We start from the raw sequence: 16,351 nt of genomic DNA on the forward strand, positions 1-16,351 counted from the left end.
CCAGCTTTTCATCCTGTCTTCAAGTACAATAAATTAATTTTTTCTGCCAATATGAACAGCTGCTGCGCCGCCGCTATATGGTTTATATTTTACATCTGCGAAGCCCGCTTGTTCAAACATTTTAGCAAGTTCCTTCATCCCTGGAAACTCACGTGCTGATTCATGCAGCCATGCATATTCGCGATAACTTTTTGCCAGTAATTTACCAAACATCGGCATAATATAACGAAAGTAAAAATAATAGAGCTGTTTATAGCCGATTAAAGTAGGCTGTGATGTCTCTAAGCAGACAGCAATACCGCCAGGTTTTACAACACGATGCATCTCTTTTAATACTTGCAGGTAGTCCGGGACATTCCTTAAGCCAAAACCAATCGTCACATAATCAAAACTATTATCTGGAAAAGGGAGTTCCATTGCATTACCATGTACTAATTTCACCTGTTTTAATCCCAGGTCCTTAACCTTTTCAATCCCCACATTAAGCATGTTTTGGCTAAAATCCAAACCTGTAACGTCCCCTGTCGGACCCACTGCCTCAGCTAATGCTATAGTCCAATCAGCGGTGCCGCAGCAAACATCAAGAGCTCGTGAGCCCGGCTTTACATCCATTCTTTTCATTGTGTCTTTCCGCCACTTTATGTGTTGTTGGAAACTGATAACAGAATTCATTTTATCGTAGTTATCGGAAATTTTTTCAAACACATTGTGAACCCGCTGTTCTTTCGATTCCTGCATGTTTTTATTACCCTTCTTCCACAAAAGTTTTCGCATATGGCTGGTATTGGTTTAAGAGCGATATAATTCTAATTTCAAGCAATTCATTTAAGTAAGGAAGTTGCTCTAATCCATTTTCTATTACTTTTTTTGAACTTTCAAGATACTGGTCACAATATTGAAATAAATGACTCTTCTGTTCACTAGATAATTTTTTCAATTTAAAGTTATGGATTGGGAAGACAATTGAGGTCAAGGCTTCGAATAAGACGGATCTTTCTGTTTTAATAAATTGACTCTTTTCATCCAGTAACCGTTTAAACAACATCAAATTCTCAAGAAATTCGTTCCAGAGGTCAACGTTAAAATACTCAGAAAGACGAGCTAGTAAGGAACTTTCTATCCTTTTTATGCTTGTCATTAACTCCTCAACTGAAACAAATTCATGGTGATAAACAGAAATTTTATTTTCATTTACATCCTTAATTCCTTTTGAAAGTGCCTTAATCATCAAAATATCTTCTGCTTCTGCAAGAAGTTTATAATAAAGACCGCTGAAATAATCCCCAGCAAGAACAGTTAATTGACGATTTTTTTCGTCAACAGATGCATCTGAAATATGTTCATGTGTATCAAGGGCGATTTGTATTAACATTGATGATAAGGCGTAATTTTGCATATCGCTGAATGACAATTCGAGGCGTTCCATAATTGAGACCAGGATAAGAAGTTTATCTTCATCAATAATTGGAGTCTCAATATATTTGAGCAGATATGTATCATAAACTCTTTGTTCGACCTGCTCTCGAATATTTGTGAATTTTTGTCGAATGTCCAGCAATTAAATCACCCTTGCTTCCCCTAGTAATGTCTTTATGTATTCTTATTTCCTATTTGCATAGTAAAATTCATGCCGTTTAGCCTTTAATAATGAAAAATAATTAATCATTCATTCTAAAAACAAGGCAAACACCATTATAACATAAAAGGTATTCTTAAGGCAGATATTCACAAAATAATCATTTTAGCTAATATGAAATAAGATGAAAACAGTGTGATTAGAATTATTTTTTTATTTCACTTTCAATTTCACCAAGGTGTGTAAGTATTTTAGCATTTCCCCTGATTTTTATTGCCGAAGTATGCTCTGTAAATTGAGCAATTAGGACTTCTCCTTTATCAAGCTTCTCTGAATGATGAAATTTGGTATCAGAGCCCCTTGTTAAACCGATCACATTAACTCCATCTTCGATTGCCTTAATAACTACGTACTCACTGTTTTGGTTTTCTCTCTTCTCCATATAAACACCTCAAATATTCTTAGAAATAGGACTAATATTTAATTAACGAGAGCACTTCAGACCGTGCAACCGCATCATCTGATAGAATACCGCGGACAGCCGTGGTTACTGTTTTAGAGCCAGGCTTTTTAACTCCACGCATGGTCATACACATATGTTCTGCTTCGACGACCACCATGACCCCATGAGGCTCTAATTTCTCCATCATACTGTCGGCAATCGTGGAAGTAATCCGTTCTTGAAGTTGAGGTCTCTTTGCTACTGCTTCCACTGCCCTTGCTAATTTACTTAATCCGGTCACACGACCATTTCTTGGAATGTATGCTACATGCGCTTTTCCGAAGAAAGGTACAAGATGATGTTCACACATGGAATAAAACGGTATATCTTTAACCAATACCAACTCTTCGTGGTCTTCACTAAAGATTGTTTCAAAATGCTTCCTTGGATCCTCATTTAACCCGCTAAAAACTTCTTCATACATTTTTGCTACTCGTTTTGGTGTGTCATGGAGACCTTCACGATTTGGGTCTTCCCCGATTGCTTCTAATATTAAACGTACCGCATCTTCAATTTGGGCACGATTTACTTGTGACATATAAAAATTCCTCCTAATGTTCAGTCAAGTATATATGACAAATACATATTAGCACAATTTTTAAAGTTCAAGCAAAAAAAATAGAAAAAAGGCCATGGACATAGCCATGACCTTTTTGCTTAAGCATTCGCTTAAAGCAATAAATTTATGTAATTATTTTACTGCGTCTTTAAGCGCTTTCCCTGGTTTAAAAGCTGGAACTTTGCTAGCAGCGATATCGATTTCCTCACCTGTTTGAGGGTTACGACCTTTACGAGCTGCACGCTCACGTACTTCAAAGTTTCCAAAACCGATTAATTGTACTTTATCACCATTTTTTAAAGCATCTAAAATCGCATCAAAAACAGCATCAACTGCTTTAGTCGCGTCCTTTTTAGAAAGTTCGCTAGCTTCAGCAACTGCATTAATAAGTTCTGTCTTGTTCATGCCATTCACCTCCTCCCAAAGAAATTATCAAGATTCGTAAATAAGATTACTTATCTACATTTCTAAACAATTTTTCTAATTTCTATACGTCATAGCGCGGTTTTATTACCAAAATTACCATAAATGATTAAATTGGTAACTAGAATCTATTTTTTTAGGAAAAACCCTTATGAAATAAGGGTTCAAACGCTATAATGTAATTCAGTTAAAAGATTATCATAATCAAAACAGCTTATCAAGAAGAATTCATGAAATTATGGTAATCTTTTCTTTGTTTCAACAAAATTCTACTTAATTTGATCCTATTTAGTAGATATTTTAAAATAATGGCAATTTGTCATATAATTCAGGCTTTCTTTTCAAAGAAAAAAGACTCCGAATTGGAGTCCATAGCTTAAAGTATAATGGCAATTAGGCCACCTGAACCTTCGTTAATAATTCTCTCTAATGTTTCTTTTAATTTATATCGTGCATTTTCTGGCATTAATGAAAGCTTTGCTTGGATCCCTTCTCGAACAATAGAACTTAAGCTGCGGCCAAAGATATCTGAATTCCAGATGGATAACGGATCATCTTCAAAATCCTGCATTAGGTATCTCACTAGTTCCTCACTTTGTTTTTCAGTACCAATAATTGGCGCGAATTCCGATTCCACATCCACTTTTATCATATGGATGGATGGTGCTACAGCTCGCAGCCTTACACCAAATCGTGCACCTTGACGAATAATTTCCGGTTCTTCAAGGCTCATATCTGAAAGGGTTGGTGAGGCAATACCGTAACCCGTTTGTTTAACCATTTTTAGTGCATCGGCAATGTGGTCATATTCTGCTTTTGCATGAGCAAAATCCTGCATTAATTCAAGAAGATGATCTTTTCCGCGAATTTCGACTCCAACGATTTCTTTTAATATATCATCATACAATTCATCTGGTGCATATAAGTCGATTTCAGCGACGCCCGAGCCCATTTCAATTCCAGCTAAGCCAGCTCGTTCAATGAATTCAAATTCGCTAAAGTGTTGAACAACCCTGTCAACATCTCTTAATCTCTTGATATCTTTTACAGTATCTTTAACAGCCTCTTGATAGCTTTCACGAAGCCAATGGTTTTCTCTAAGGACCATCACCCAACTTGGCAGGTTCACATTGACTTCAAGGACTGGGAACTCGTAGAGTGCTTCACGGAGAACGTTAAGAACATCGCTGTCCCGCATGCTTTCAACACTCATAGCAATTACCGGAATATCATATTTTTCTGCTAAACTCGATCTTAGTGTTTCAGTGCTTGGATGGTATGGCTGTGCACTGTTAACAACCATGATAAACGGTTTGCCAACTTCTTTCAATTCATCAATAACTCTTTCTTCTGCTTCAATATAATTACTTCTTGGAATTTCTCCAATCGTCCCATCAGTCGTTACAACAACCCCAATAGTTGAATGTTCTTGGATCACTTTTCTTGTGCCAATTTCAGCAGCTTCATGAAATGGGATTGGTTCCTCATACCAAGGAGTGGTAATCATTCTTGGACCATTTTCATCCTCATAGCCTTTCGCGCCTGGCACCGTATAGCCTACACAATCAACTAGCCTGATATTGACATTTAATCCATCATCAACATGGACAGTGGCTGCTTGATTTGGTACGAATTTTGGCTCGGTTGTCATAATTGTTTTTCCTGCAGCACTTTGAGGTAACTCATCAAGTGCACGTGACCTCTCAGCTTCACTGTTTATATTCGGTAAAACAACAAGCTCCATAAATTTTTTAATAAATGTTGATTTTCCAGTCCGTACTGCACCTACTACGCCTAAATAAATATCACCGCCTGTTCTCTCGGCAATATCTTTAAAAATATCAACCTTTTCCAAGTGATCCCCTCCCGATCATTGAGTAAAGTGGGATTAAACATCCATTTTAGGTATTTTTGGACACTATATGTTTATGATGTTGTCCTACAATGTTATGACACTTTTATAAAAATTTTTTACCCCCCTTATTAAAAATTCACTAGGTTCTCTTGTATCTGTAGTGTCTGAACATTTGATATTATGGAGGGTTTCAATATATGTTTTCTTTTGGGAATAGCCAAAAAAAACCCTTCTCCTACAATATATTTCATCGGAAAAGGGTTATGACTATTTATTCTTCTAAAAATACTGGTTCTTTCGTCTTAGAATCCCAGGTATATGGTAAGGAATATGCAGGCACAAACATGGAATCCTTCACTAAAATTGGCCGAATATCTTCACCGGGTTTTACCTTCATATCCTTATTTTCCATGGCTTGATATAAATCGGGGCGATAATCTACATATACTTCCGCACTGCCTGTAATGACAAAGGATAAATTTTGATTTGTAAATGGACTTGCTACAAAAGGGGGTTTTTTATACCCTAATTGTTTATAATCAAGAGTAAAAACATTCTTTGCAATTTGTTCTTTATAGGGAGGATACCCTTTTGTTTTGATTCGTAATTTAATATCACGTATGGCTTCTGTTATTCTTAAATCAAATAATTTTACAGTTGGCTGGGTTTCAACATCCACAAGGACATATTGGAAGATCCCACCGCTTTCGTATGCGTTACCAGGAGGCTCAGCGATATATTTTGGTGTTATTTTTTTAAAATCAATAGGATACTTTTGATAAATCGGGGTTTCTGCTTCTTTGGTTTTTATCGGAAGAATCCCGCCATTATCCTCCTTAAAGGTATCTACTGCTGTTTGAACAGCTAAAATTTGATCTTTATATGGGATTTGATTTTTTGCTAATTCCTCTTCGGGATACATGCAGCCTGATAGGAAAAGAGCAGTAAATACTAGAAAACAACTGAGTACGTTCCATTTCATACAATCACCTTTTATTATGTATTAACTCCCATTATGTGAAAAAAACAATTAGAAGCGTTATTCCGGCAATAATCATTAATAAGTAAGCGATAATCGCAGTAGCAATTCTGAGTACTCCTTTTAGCTTATATCTACTTAGATAAATTGTGATAATTGCCAAGAACATAAAACCCATTCCTGCAATTGAGATCCACATTTTAAGCATAGCTGGCGACAAACTTAACTCCCCCTTTTTCGAAGATTAATTATATCACAAGCAATAACTTTTCTAGAAAAATTTTAAACAAAAAAAAAAAAAAAACTGAAGTAAAGAGGGGCGAATTCTTTACTTCAGCTTTAACGACTAAATAACCCATACCTGCGTATAACTACTAGGTTGCTTCGTTGCATTGTATGCAATCTAGACACAAAGCGTCTCACCGAACGCCCATTTTTAAGAAAAACTTTTTAAAGCATGAGGCCCTATTTCTCCGCTATGCTATATTTTTTTAATCTTCAATATTTCGTTCCTCTAAGACATTAACCAAATCTTCCATTTCATGCGTCTTGCCGCGGGCCATTAAAACATCTACAGCATCCGCTGCTCTCTTCCCATTAAATAAGACATCATAAAGGGCAAAGGTAATCGGCATGTTCACATCATACCTTTTGGCCAACTGATAAGCAGCCTTGGTGGTTCGAACACCTTCCACTACCATCCCCATATTGTCCAAAACCTCATTTAGGGTTTTCCCTTTACCTAATAGGTTTCCTGCTCTCCAGTTCCTTGAATGGACACTTGTACATGTCACAATTAAATCACCGATCCCTGCAAGTCCAGAAAATGTTAATGGATTAGCACCCATTTTCGTACCAAGGCGAGCGATTTCTGCTAACCCTCGTGTCATTAATGCGGCTTTAGCATTATCACCATAACCTAATCCATCAGTAATACCAGCAGCAAGTGCAATTATGTTTTTTAATGCACCACCAATTTCAACACCAATGACATCTGAATTAGTATAAACACGAAAATTATTGTTGATAAATAAATCCTGTATTTTTTCCGCTGCTTCCATATTCTCAGAAGTTACGGTAACCGTTGTTGGGTGGCGAAGGCTAACTTCTTCTGCGTGACTTGGACCGGATAAAACAACAACATCCTTTAATAAATTTTTCGGCATTTCCTCTTGAATAATTTCAGAGATGCGCAGTAATGAATCAGGTTCAATCCCTTTACTAACATGCGCAATTGTCAATGGTTCTGCATGTATAGTACGAATTTTACCGATTACTTCACGTATTGCCTTTGTCGGGACGGCTAATATAAGTGTATCTACGCCTGCTAAAGCATCACTTAATGATGAATATCCAACAATCAATTCTGAAAGGTTAATCTCTGGAAGATATTTCTTGTTAGTGTGCTTTTCATTAATTTCTTTGACTTGCCCTTCATTATGGCTCCAAAGACGAACTTCATGACGATTGTCTGCTAGCACGATTGCTAAAGCGGTTCCCCAGCTTCCAGCTCCAATAACGGCTATTGCTGATTTAGTATCCTTCACTTTACATCACACCCACCTTATCTTTATTTTCTTTCTCTTGCATAAATTTTGATAGGGGTTCCTTCAAATCCAAAAGCTTCTCTGATTCTGTTCTCTAAGAATCGTTCATATGAAAAGTGTAATAATTCAGGTTCATTTACAAATACAACAAAGGTCGGCGGTTTAACTGCCACTTGTGTAGTATAATATATTTTCAAACGTCTGCCATTGTCTGTAGGTGTCGGATTCATCGCGACTGCATCCATGATCACATCATTGAGCACGCTTGTTTCAACTCTCATTGAATGGTTTTCACTAGCGGTATTGATCATTGGGAGCAACGTATGAACACGTTTTTTTGTTTTTGCAGATAAAAACACAATTGGAGCATAACTAAGAAATAAGAAATGTTCCCTTATTTTTTGTTCGAGCTCTTTCATCGTTTTTTCATCTTTTTCAATTGCATCCCACTTATTGACCACGATAACGACAGCCCTACCCGCTTCGTGTGCATACCCAGCAATCTTTTTGTCCTGTTCAATGATTCCTTCTTCAGCATTAATGACAACAAGAACAACGTCAGAGCGTTCAATTGCCCTTAAAGCACGAAGTACACTATATTTTTCTGTACTTTCATAAACTTTTCCTTTTTTCCTAATTCCCGCAGTATCAATTATGACATATTTTCCCCCATTATATGTATAGGGAGAATCGACAGCATCACGGGTTGTACCGGCAATATTACTGACGATTACACGTTCTTCGCCTAAAATAGCATTGACTAATGATGATTTCCCTACATTGGGGCGTCCTATTAGTGAAAACTTTACTACATCTTCTCCATACTCAACTGTCTTGTTTTTGGGGAAATGTTTTGCAGCCTCATCTAAAAGGTCTCCTAAACCAAGCCCATGTGAGCCTGAAATTGGAATTGGTTCACCAAATCCCAATGAATAAAAATCATAGATTTGATCACGCATTTCTGGGTTATCTATTTTATTAACAGCTAATACTACAGGCTTTTTAGACCGATATAATATTTTAGCCACTTCCTCATCAGCTGCTGTAACCCCTTCACGTCCATTTGTTAAGAAGATAATGACATCTGCCTCATCAATGGCTATTTCAGCCTGTTGTCGAATTTGTTCCAAAAACGGTTCATCACCAATATCAATTCCACCTGTATCAATAAGGTTGAAGTCATGTGTTAACCACTCACCAGAGCTATAGATACGATCTCTTGTAACTCCAGGGATGTCCTCCACAATAGAAATTCTTTCACCGACAATCCGATTAAAAATTGTTGATTTTCCTACGTTGGGCCGTCCTACAATGGCAATAACAGGTTTAACCAATTACAATCGCCATCCTTTCTTTCTTATAATTAAATACGAATTAGTATGTTAGCATAGAGTGAAAATTACATCAGTGGGGGCATCCTCCCCGATAATGAGGGGTCATTCCCTTTGTTCTTATTAAGTAAAGAAACCCTTCTGTGTTCTAGAAGGGCCTAACTATGTTATTTTATCAATGTTAATCCTTTCCCGCAATGGAAAAAACCGAAAAGCGGATTTCTGAAAACCTGACATCAAGAATTATAAATCACTTTCAAGATGATTTTTGCTTCCCTTTTTCCAAAAAATGAAAATGATTTTGGAGGATAGGTCCTAGATTTTCTAACGCGGTCCAACCTGTAAGTAATAGAGCTGTCAGTGAGCAAACATCAAGGTATGCAAACGTCCCTATTACATATGGAAAATCGAATTTATTTAATATAAACGCATATAAAATGTCCCCTTGCATGGCACCAGCAAAAATGATGAGTAATCTCCCTTTTAAAGATTTCTGCAATAATAAGGCTAAATACCACATGGTAATCCCCATCATCCATTCCTTTTTAAAAATAATCCAAACCGGATCAAATATCTCAAATAAATGGAAGGTCACGTAGGCAATTGAAATGATGAATGAACAAATGAAAAAATAAATGAGTGCTCCTCGTTTTTCTTGGTTTATAAAAAAATAACAAATGCCTAACATAAATAACCCGCTTGCCTGTATATCAAACCCTCCTACAGCAAACCGGACATTCGTTAATATTACTACTATTAATACTATTGCGGCTAATTTTAATCGATATGGGTTTTGCTTTTCCACAATAAAGGTCAAGTAGATCCAAAAACCCCAAAAGACCCAATAAAAGATTGCTCCTTCCAACTCATACACCTCCTATTATTTTCATTATTGGTAATCTTTATGTACTTTCATACTTCCTTGAATAATATTTTCTGTGTGAATCATCTTATTAAGAGGAGGTGTGTTTAAATGGGAAAAGACCGACAAGAAAAAAAGTTACGTGCGAGTGGAAGAGTGGAATCAGATCGCGATCAGGCATTGCACTATCCAGGTGCCACGAAGCTATCTGGACCTGAAGAGGCACGGGGATTAAACGATGGTAAAAAATAATAAAGCGGATGCGCCAAGGCGCTGGAGCTAGACAGCAATAACAATAAAGCTCTCGCAAAAAATTGCGAGAGCTTTATTTTATGGAACGTTGGGCGAACTCTTTGGTATCGATGCCACGTTGATGTAACCAATGATAAGTTTCACCTGAAATAATTAATGGTGCTTGTTTTAAATCTGAAATCGTTTTTGTACCTAATGCAGTCATGATAATCGACAATTCATTATGAAGGTTTTCAATTTCTTGTTGTAAGACCTCAATCCCTTCCTTAATGAGGATTGGCAAAAAATAGCCTGCCATGCCGATTGCATTCGCCCCAAGAGCTAATCCTTTTGCAATATCATGTCCTGACTTAAATCCTCCTGAACCAATAACTGAAAGATGCTTCGAAACAGATGATGCCTCAAGAATAGAAACACCAGTGGGGATTCCCCAATGATTAAAAAAAGATAATGCTTTATCTCTGCGTTTATTTTCAATTTCAGCAAAATTTGTCCCGCCAGCGCCGCCAACATCAACCACTTTAACTCCAATGGATGATAGCTTTCTGACCGTTTCAACCCCCATACCGAAACCAACTTCTTTTACAATTACAGGCACATTTATCTCTTTTACAATTGTTTCAATCCTTTTAAGTGCACCAGAAAAATTGCGATCTCCTTCGGGCATGGTTAGTTCTTGAATAACATTTAAATGTATTTGCAGAGCGTCTGCTTCTATCATATCAATCGCGGCCTTTGCATCCTCTGCTGATGCTTCGCTGCCTAAATTTGCAATGATAACGCCAGAGGGATTCTCTTTCCGGACAACTTCATATGTGTATTTTTGAGAATTATCCTTTATTGCAGCCATTTGTGACCCAACAGCCATCGTTAATCCTGTATTTTTAGCGACGATAGCCAGTTCTTTATTGATACGATATGTTTTATCACCACCGCCACCAGTCATGGCGTTGATAAAAATAGGCGAACTTAAATAAAGTCCGCCAATTTCATGGTCTATTGCAACATCGAATACACCGATATCAGGTAGGCCCTGGTGAATAAATTTAAAATCATCGAAAGCTGAAGAGTGATTTTGCCTGTTTTCAAGGGCAAAACGAATATGATCCCATTTTCGTTCAGATCTAGACACTTATATCACCATTATTTTCCTAAATTCTTTAATTTATCACCAATAACTTCTCCTAGCTGAAAGCCTTTTGACTCTTCAGGAAGTTCATAGTCTTGGTTTTCCTCATACTCTTTTTCAAGTAGTTCTTTAATGCTTAATGATAGACGTTGATCAGACTCATTTGCATCAAGGACTTTGACGTCCACTTCTTGGCCTTCTTTTAATACTTCATGTGGAGTACCAATATGCTTATGTGCAATTTGAGAGATATGAACAAGACCTTCCACTCCAGGGAATACCTCGACAAATGCACCATAAGAGACCAATCTTTTTACTTTACCTTTTAAGATGCTGCCTTTAGGTGCTTTTTCGGAAAGATTTGACCATGGTCCAGGCAGTGTTTCTTTAATTGATAGAGAAATTCTCTCACTATCACGGTCAACACTTAAAACTTTAACCTGAACTTGTTGACCTTCATGAACCACATCTGATGGTTTATCAACATGATCATAGGATAGTTGAGAAATATGAACTAGACCGTCAATACCGCCAATATCAACAAAAGCGCCAAAATCAGTGATTCTTTGAACTGTTCCTTCAATAATTTGACCAACTTGTACAGCACTAAGCCGACTTTGTTTTTGCTTACCTTTTTCTTGTTCTACCACTGCTCGATGGGAAAGGATTAAACGATTCTTTTCCTTTTCAAGTTCAACAATTTTAAAAGTAAGACTACGACCTTTATAATCACTAAAATCTTCAACAAAATGTGCTTCAACTAATGATGCTGGTACAAATCCACGAACTCCTAAATCGACTACCAAACCGCCTTTTACAACGTCCTTTACTTCAGTTTCAATAATTTCTCCGTTTTGGAATTGATTTTCTAAGTGATCCCAAGCCTTTTCTGCATCAACTTTTCTTTTTGAAAGAACAATTGCTTCTTCCTCAACCTTCAACACTTCTAATTCTAATTCATCACCCTCAGCAACTGCATCAGATGCCTTTTCAATATGCAGACTAGAAAGTTCACTGATTGGAATGATTCCATCTAATTTGCTGCCTTGGATATCGACTAGTACCTGCTTTTCTTCTACTTTGGTAACTTGTCCCGTTACTTTATCCCCGATTTCAAAGCTTTTCACTTCTACTTGATTTAATTCTTCCGACATATGTATTCCTCCTTAATCCATTTACTTCAAAATTCTATATATGATCTGGTGGATGCCACGCAGCATACAACACATATAAAAATAAAAGCAGTGAATTTTCAAAAAAAAACTCTTTCCATTAACTTCTTACAAATAGACTATTTTGTCAAGCAGAACCTATCGATGTTCTTTTCTAAGTTTATCAATTTTTGACATAATCAATTCAGTAACTTGTTCTGCTGACGCTTTCTCTTTTCTCATTTCCTCCAAATCAATAGGTTCTCCATAGATCACCTTTAATTTTCGGAAACTTCGATAGGGACCAATGATGGCGCAAGGAACAACCGCTGCTGTTGACCTTAAAGCAAAAAAACCTGCTCCAGAAAGTCCTTTACCTAGTTCGCCAGTCTTACTTCTTGTTCCCTCTGGAAAAAGACCGAAAACTTGACCATCCTTTAGGATTTTTAAGCCTGTTCTAAGTGCTTCTCGATCGTTGAATCCCCTTTTTACTGGAAAGGCATTACATTTTCTAACTATATTACCCAAAACAGGAACTGAAAAAATCTCTTCTTTTGCCATGTAGTGTACAGGACGCGGAGCCATAATTCCAACTATAATGGGATCAAAATTATGGATGTGATTCGCACAAAGAAGAACACCACCTTCTTTTGGGAAATGTTCTAATCCGATAGCTTCAACTCTATAAAGTGGTTTAAATACTCCAGTAACCACTGATTTGGCAAAATCATAAAACGTCACGCCTATCCAATCCTTTCGTGCACCAACACCATTATTTTTTCTACAACATCTGTAATTGATAGAGAGGTTGTATCGATTTCCACTGCATCATCTGCTTTTTTCAATGGTGCCACTTCTCTCTCAGAATCGATTTTATCTCTACGAGCAATTTCTTCTTTTAATTTTTCTAAGTCAGACGGGAAGCCTTTTTGGATATTTTCCATATGGCGCCTTTCTGCTCTTTCCTCAACACTAGCAAGTAAAAATACTTTTACCTCCGCATCAGGCAATACATGTGTCCCAATGTCCCTTCCATCCATCACAACGCCGCCTTCTGTGGCAAACGCCTGTTGTCTTTTAACCATTTCTTCACGGACCTTTTGGTGTTTAGCAACATACGAAGTCGAATTGGTAACCTCAGCAAAACGAATTTCATTAGAAACATTTCGCTCATCTACGTATACTAACTGCCCTTTATCAGATGGCTGTAATCTAATATCTGTTGATAATAATGTTGCCAATAATGCATCTTCGTCTTCTAGATTCAGTTTATTTACGATCGCCTTATATGTTAAAGCACGGTACATTGCACCAGTATCGATATAAATATATGAAAGTTTTTCTGCCACTATTTTAGCAACTGTACTTTTACCGGCTGCAGCAGGGCCGTCTATTGCTATTGATATTTTTTTGTCCATAAATCCTCCTATTTGTCATCATGAGTTTCTTAGATGTTGTCTATATTTATTTTACCACAAGATAATGGATTGCCTCTTTTTTTACCATGATAAAATATGAAATTTTAACGATCCTATTGTTATTATTGGTCCAATCAAAAGAAAGCAGGCTGGCCTGCTTTCTCAATTACCCTGAAAGGTTTCAAGAATTTCCGTAAATGTATTTTCATTTACTCCTTCGTATTTTGTCAATTGTTTTACTTGAGGAAGTACATTTAGCTGATGAAAAAAAAGTTGTGTTAGAAATAGAAAAATAAATTGGACGATGATAATTTTTATTAAGACTCTTTCTACCTTTTTCATAACATCCACTCCACCGATTAATATACTTATTATTGGAGTTTTTTGAAAAAAATATAAGGAAAAGCATATGCTTTTCCTTATAACAAGTCTTCATAAACAGCCTCAGCATTTTTTAGCTTTTCCACTTTTTCCTCAACACCACTTTTGGCATTAATAAAAATTCGATACGTATCATCATCGATTGTTCCTAGAAACTCATAACAAAGAACTTCCTTGTTAAGATCGTTTATAATAACTGCCTGACGGTCTTCCATGATTTTAGTGTTCGGATTTACTTTTGCTCGAGCTTGCTTCACAGAGAGGGACGGTTTTTCAATAGTTCTTGTATGGAAAGATTTTAAATATTCTTCTGCTGATACACCAATAATATCCCCGTTATCGAGTGCTACCTTTACTTTAATTGATTCAGGATAAATTCGAACGCCATTAATGGATGAAACGAAATTGAATACTCCAATATTGTCATATTGTGTGCTTTCAAAGATTTCTAAACCCTTAAAGCCCGTCTCCTTTAAAAATGCTGCCGCCTTATTATCAGCATCATTTAAACTAATAACTTGTTTTTTTACATCACGATGATTAATAAACCAAATCGGATGGCCAGCTTTTTTCGTAATATCCATACTGCCTTCCTCACCGGTTTTCTTATCTTTGATTGAAACGCTATAAAAACCATAGTCGGAACCTTTCCCATTCTCTGTAACCTTTACCTCAGAATTCCCGTCAATCTTGATGTATTTTTTTGCAATTTTAATTGCTTCTTGCTTAGAAATGGTTTTTCCTTTTATTTTGTTAAAATTTTCATCTTTTTGTTGCATGTTTGCAAAAGTAGGACCCAAATTTGATTCAGTGTAGCCGCTTACTGTCTTTTCTACAGCTTTAAAGCCATCAATAATCGTATTATCTGTTTTTTCTTTTCCAGATGCCAATGCAAGTTCAACATCCATCCACCGAAGATTATTTTTTAATACCATATGCTGGACTTTTCTGAGATCATCCTGAATATCACCAGATTGCTTATACAGTACCTTTAACGTGTTGTATTCTTCCTTTGAAAGTGGTTCCTTGTCTAAATCTCTTACAGCCGCACGGTAACTGAAATTCCCAATTTTTGATAAGAATTCCTCCGTCTTGTTAAACGGAAGCAGGGTTAACGGCAATTGTCCAACATCACTATGTGCTTCCGAGGTAAGCCTCCATACCTCAATTAAGGAAGGTGACAATGATTGTTTTGAATTCATTGCAAGGGTTGTACCAATCTTATCGTGTAATAAATCTACTTGATAGTTAAGGTCATGAAATGCCCGTTGATACGTGTTTTCCGCATTTAAAAGAACTGCATTTTTCTCCTGGTGTTCTTGATAGCCCCAGTATGCTGTTCCCGCTACACCAACAGCAAGAACTCCAATTAATATTCCTCTTATCAATTTCATTCACCTCTCTACTTGCAAAAAATATGTTTCCCGATTCGTTTGATTTGTGGTCGTCCCCAGATCCACCCGCTTGTAGCGGTATCTGGGTTAAAATAATAAAGTGCTTCTCCAGTTGGGTCCCAGCCATTTATCGCATCCAAAACCGCTTTCTTTGCATTTTCATTTGGCGTGAGCCATATTTGTCCATCTGCTACGGCTGTGAATGCACCAGGCTCAAAAATCACTCCTGAAACTGTATTTGGGAATGTGGCACTATTTACCCGATTGAGAATAACAGCTGCCACAGCAACTTGCCCTGTATAAGGCTCACCCCGGGATTCTCCATAAACGGCATTAGCCATCAACTGAATATCATTTTGCGAAAAACCATTTGGTGTGTTCGCAGCCGTCGGTTTTTTAGGTGCTGTTTTCTGGGGTGCTGTGTTTTTTTGTGGCACCGTTTGTTTTGGGGCCTGCTTTGCTGGTGCTTGTTTTGCAGGTGCCTGTTTCGCTGGTGCTTGGTTAGCAGGTGCCTGTTTCGCTGGCGCTTGTTTTGCAGGTGCCTGTTTCGCTGGCGCCTGTTTCCCAGGACTTGGTGCAACCTGTTTACTTTGATCAACCCCGCCATAATGTGTAAACTTTTTGCCAGTGTTAATATGTTTTTTTACAAACTGCTCATTGTATTTACTTGCTTTGGCTAGTTTTAATTTTGTTGTCCACCCTGCAAGCCCATCAATTGGCAGGCCGAATTCATATTGAAAATTTCTTAACGCCCAATATGTGCTCCAGCCAAAAACCCCATCAATCTTACCGTTATAAAAACCCAAATACTGGAGCCTCGATTGAAGCTCAATGACATCATCTCCAACCGCACCCTTTTCAATTACCTGATTAGAGAAAGCCTGCACTTCCTTGCTTTCAGAAATCGATGATGTCACGATCAGAAGGATTAGTATAAATAACTTAATTAGGATTTTCTTCTTTTTCACGGAATTTTAACCCCCATTGTAAAT

19 protein-coding genes are annotated in these 16,351 nt (G+C 37.1%); 1 reads left to right on the forward strand and 18 read right to left on the reverse strand.

Annotation, left to right across the window (positions count from 1 at the left end):
* Nucleotides 1–33 precede the first annotated feature (33 nt).
* The 11 genes from M3610_RS04970 to M3610_RS05020 form a co-directional block, all read right to left on the reverse strand.
* Nucleotides 34–738, reverse strand: coding sequence for a demethylmenaquinone methyltransferase (locus tag M3610_RS04970; protein WP_098574804.1), 705 nt, complete (start codon nt 736–738; stop codon nt 34–36).
* A 7-nt stretch (nt 739–745) separates the two neighbouring features.
* A complete protein-coding gene (locus M3610_RS04975; RefSeq protein WP_251456961.1) occupies nt 746–1,558 on the reverse strand; it encodes a heptaprenyl diphosphate synthase component 1 in 813 nt (270 codons plus the stop codon).
* Nucleotides 1,559–1,781: 223 nt separating this feature from the next.
* Nucleotides 1,782–2,018 carry a trp RNA-binding attenuation protein MtrB gene (gene mtrB, locus M3610_RS04980; RefSeq protein WP_026563930.1) on the reverse strand — a complete coding sequence of 79 codons (237 nt, stop codon included), beginning with the start codon at nt 2,016–2,018 and terminating at the stop codon, nt 1,782–1,784.
* A 31-nt stretch (nt 2,019–2,049) separates the two neighbouring features.
* The gene (gene folE / locus M3610_RS04985) at nt 2,050–2,616 is read right to left on the reverse strand and encodes a GTP cyclohydrolase I FolE (protein WP_098574806.1); all 567 of its coding nucleotides are present in this window, start codon (nt 2,614–2,616) and stop codon (nt 2,050–2,052) included.
* A 153-nt stretch (nt 2,617–2,769) separates the two neighbouring features.
* Nucleotides 2,770–3,042, reverse strand: coding sequence for an HU family DNA-binding protein (locus tag M3610_RS04990; RefSeq protein ID WP_026563932.1), 273 nt, complete (start codon nt 3,040–3,042; stop codon nt 2,770–2,772).
* Between the two features lie 394 nt (nt 3,043–3,436).
* Nucleotides 3,437–4,915, reverse strand: coding sequence for a stage IV sporulation protein A (gene spoIVA, locus M3610_RS04995; protein WP_098574807.1), 1,479 nt, complete (start codon nt 4,913–4,915; stop codon nt 3,437–3,439).
* Between the two features lie 271 nt (nt 4,916–5,186).
* Complete coding sequence (locus M3610_RS05000) at nt 5,187–5,897, reverse strand: hypothetical protein (RefSeq protein WP_251456964.1); 711 nt, start codon at nt 5,895–5,897, stop codon at nt 5,187–5,189.
* 31 nt (nt 5,898–5,928) lie between these two features.
* Nucleotides 5,929–6,114, reverse strand: coding sequence for a DUF2768 domain-containing protein (locus M3610_RS05005; protein WP_098574809.1), 186 nt, complete (start codon nt 6,112–6,114; stop codon nt 5,929–5,931).
* Nucleotides 6,115–6,385: 271 nt separating this feature from the next.
* On the reverse strand, nt 6,386–7,441 hold the full coding sequence (locus M3610_RS05010; protein ID WP_251456968.1) for an NAD(P)H-dependent glycerol-3-phosphate dehydrogenase: 1,056 nt from the start codon (nt 7,439–7,441) through the stop codon (nt 6,386–6,388).
* 23 nt (nt 7,442–7,464) lie between these two features.
* On the reverse strand, nt 7,465–8,775 hold the full coding sequence (gene der, locus M3610_RS05015) for a ribosome biogenesis GTPase Der (RefSeq protein WP_098574811.1): 1,311 nt from the start codon (nt 8,773–8,775) through the stop codon (nt 7,465–7,467).
* Nucleotides 8,776–9,028: 253 nt separating this feature from the next.
* Nucleotides 9,029–9,637, reverse strand: a complete 609-nt coding sequence (locus M3610_RS05020; protein ID WP_251456971.1) for a YphA family membrane protein — start codon at nt 9,635–9,637, stop codon at nt 9,029–9,031.
* A gap of 108 nt (nt 9,638–9,745) precedes the next feature.
* On the opposite strand from M3610_RS05020, the gene M3610_RS05025 reads away from it, so the two are divergent.
* On the forward strand, nt 9,746–9,886 hold the full coding sequence (locus tag M3610_RS05025) for a YpzI family protein (protein ID WP_098574813.1): 141 nt from the start codon (nt 9,746–9,748) through the stop codon (nt 9,884–9,886).
* 73 nt (nt 9,887–9,959) lie between these two features.
* Here M3610_RS05025 and fni read toward each other — a convergent pair whose 3' ends face one another.
* The 7 genes from fni to sleB form a co-directional block, all read right to left on the reverse strand.
* Nucleotides 9,960–11,018, reverse strand: a complete 1,059-nt coding sequence (gene fni, locus M3610_RS05030; protein WP_251456974.1) for a type 2 isopentenyl-diphosphate Delta-isomerase — start codon at nt 11,016–11,018, stop codon at nt 9,960–9,962.
* An 11-nt stretch (nt 11,019–11,029) separates the two neighbouring features.
* Nucleotides 11,030–12,169, reverse strand: a complete 1,140-nt coding sequence (gene rpsA / locus M3610_RS05035) for a 30S ribosomal protein S1 (RefSeq protein WP_098574815.1) — start codon at nt 12,167–12,169, stop codon at nt 11,030–11,032.
* 156 nt (nt 12,170–12,325) lie between these two features.
* The gene (locus M3610_RS05040; protein WP_098574816.1) at nt 12,326–12,907 is read right to left on the reverse strand and encodes a lysophospholipid acyltransferase family protein; all 582 of its coding nucleotides are present in this window, start codon (nt 12,905–12,907) and stop codon (nt 12,326–12,328) included.
* Between the two features lie 2 nt (nt 12,908–12,909).
* On the reverse strand, nt 12,910–13,584 hold the full coding sequence (gene cmk, locus M3610_RS05045) for a (d)CMP kinase (protein ID WP_098574817.1): 675 nt from the start codon (nt 13,582–13,584) through the stop codon (nt 12,910–12,912).
* A gap of 162 nt (nt 13,585–13,746) precedes the next feature.
* Nucleotides 13,747–13,926: a YpfB family protein gene (locus tag M3610_RS05050; protein ID WP_098574818.1), complete on the reverse strand. Its 180-nt coding sequence runs from the start codon at nt 13,924–13,926 to the stop codon at nt 13,747–13,749.
* Between the two features lie 77 nt (nt 13,927–14,003).
* A complete protein-coding gene (gene ypeB, locus M3610_RS05055) occupies nt 14,004–15,353 on the reverse strand; it encodes a germination protein YpeB (RefSeq protein ID WP_251457614.1) in 1,350 nt (449 codons plus the stop codon).
* Nucleotides 15,354–15,367: 14 nt separating this feature from the next.
* Nucleotides 15,368–16,294, reverse strand: coding sequence for a spore cortex-lytic enzyme (gene sleB / locus M3610_RS05060; RefSeq protein WP_251457617.1), 927 nt, complete (start codon nt 16,292–16,294; stop codon nt 15,368–15,370).
* Between the last annotated feature and the right edge of the window lie 57 nt (nt 16,295–16,351).

The organism is Neobacillus sp. MER 74, from assembly GCF_023714155.1.